Source organism: Rhodococcus sp. (in: high G+C Gram-positive bacteria), from assembly GCF_049286785.1.
Taxonomy (GTDB): Bacteria; Actinomycetota; Actinomycetes; order Mycobacteriales; family Mycobacteriaceae; genus Rhodococcus_F.
Genome location: NZ_JBAQEO010000325.1, coordinates 1 through 1577 on the forward strand (window position 1 = coordinate 1; position 1577 = coordinate 1577).

A 1577-nucleotide genomic window follows, 5' to 3' on the forward strand; every position below is an offset into this window, starting at 1 on the left:
GGGGCCAGCACCACCTCGTAAAGTGCGAGCATGTCCGCTGACGGGGGGATGTGTCGATCGTCGATCACCTCCACTTCCACCGACCAGCCCTCCTCGGTCGGCAGCACCGCCGTCGCGTTCTCCGACTCCTTTCCGATCGCATCCGCGACGTCACGCAACGCGGCCGCAGCGGCCGCCGCTGCCGACACCGGCGGGGGATGTTCGTCAGCCATCCCAACCACCTCCTCTCCTTCGTGAGCGTGTGGTGCGATCTGGGCATATCCAATCCTTCTCTGGTTGGTGGGCTGTCACCAGGGGCGTGTTACATCGTCCGGATCGAAGACACCGCGACCAGTTGCGTTCCGGTCTCTGTCCGCCCGGCGGAGTGCGACGATCAGGGTGTCGAGAGCGGCCCTCGGTGGGAGGTGCCGGCTCGCCGGCTACAGGGAGTGAACGACCATGGCGCAGGGCACTGTGAAGAGGTTCAACGGCGCGAAGGGCTTCGGATTCATCAGCCCCGACGACGGCAGCGCGGACCTGTTCGTCTACCTCTCCGACATCCAGGGCAGTGGGTACAAGTCGCTCGAGGAGAATCAGAGGGTGGAGTTCGACGTCGGCCGGGGAGCAGATGGGGCTTCAGGCCCAGAATGTGCGCCATGTCCTGAGCCGATCTGCACCGCGCAGTGGGCTGGCTTCATCGAGCGGGGATGCGCCCTCGGTGCCCTGGCGATGCGTGAGGTAGGAGGATGCCCGAGCGGCAAACCGTCCATGGAACATGCAATGGAGTGTCTGACTGATGAGCTCGATGTCGCAAGACAATGCGCAAGAGAATGACGGACCGATTCATCGCTGGACGCCCCTCGCCGTGAGGATCGCGGCGGTGGAACGTTTCGCGGACTGTACGGAACATGTGCTGACTGTCGGCGACCTGAAGTTGGCCGACGTCGAGAAGGACTTCCGGCTGTTGGCCGTCAACAGTTCCCTGCGTCGCCAGCAGGAAAGCATTCGAGCCGCCATACTGCTCAGCCGACAAGACTTGGGTCATCTGGCCGTGGCATTTGTGCGCGCGGCCCTCGAGGACTTGATGTATCTCGGGTTCTTCGCTTCTCTCGACCTGGGGGAGTCCCAGGAATTGTTCGTGGCGATGGGCAACTTCGACTCCCTACGGGCACTGCTTGCGCAACGAAACTATATCGGGGACAAGGAGATGGCTCGGCTCTGGTACCCCAAACACTTCCTCGATTGGGCAGTTGCCAGGAGCGAGGAGACCAGAGCTGTGCTTACGGTGCTCAAGCAGCAGTACGGGTGGTCGGGCGGGATCGTACCGACGGGGGTTTGGGTCGCAGACCGTGTGGGCCAACGCGAGCTGTATGACTACCTGTACGCGGCATCGAGCCGGGCGCTGCACTTCTCGGTCGGCGAGATCATGCGCCGCGGCTGGTTGGAACCGACCGGAACGCTGGTCACGGACAAGCGTGCGTTTCGAGAACACCTCGCCTCCTTCGCTCTCGACCGGTTGTGGCGGCTGTACGTCGAAACCTGGCGGGTCGCTGTGCCGATGCTGGACAGGGCGGGAATCAGCAGCGACGGATCCCTTG

General features: G+C 63.4%; 2 protein-coding genes and 1 pseudogene. 2 read left to right on the forward strand and 1 reads right to left on the reverse strand.

Features of this window, described 5'->3' with window-relative positions; translation table 11 throughout:
• The coding region (gene gvpO, locus WAW17_RS12360; protein ID WP_422333264.1) for a gas vesicle protein GvpO at nucleotides 1-212 on the reverse strand (212 nt) is incomplete at its 3' end.
• A 226-nt stretch (nucleotides 213-438) separates the two neighbouring features.
• On the opposite strand from gvpO, the pseudogene WAW17_RS12365 reads away from it, so the two are divergent.
• Both WAW17_RS12365 and WAW17_RS12370 read left to right on the forward strand, forming a co-directional pair.
• Nucleotides 439-612, forward strand: a pseudogene (locus tag WAW17_RS12365) (cold-shock protein); the annotation flags it as partial.
• A 247-nt stretch (nucleotides 613-859) separates the two neighbouring features.
• The coding region (locus tag WAW17_RS12370) for a DUF5677 domain-containing protein (RefSeq protein WP_422333265.1) at nucleotides 860-1577 on the forward strand (718 nt) is incomplete at its 3' end.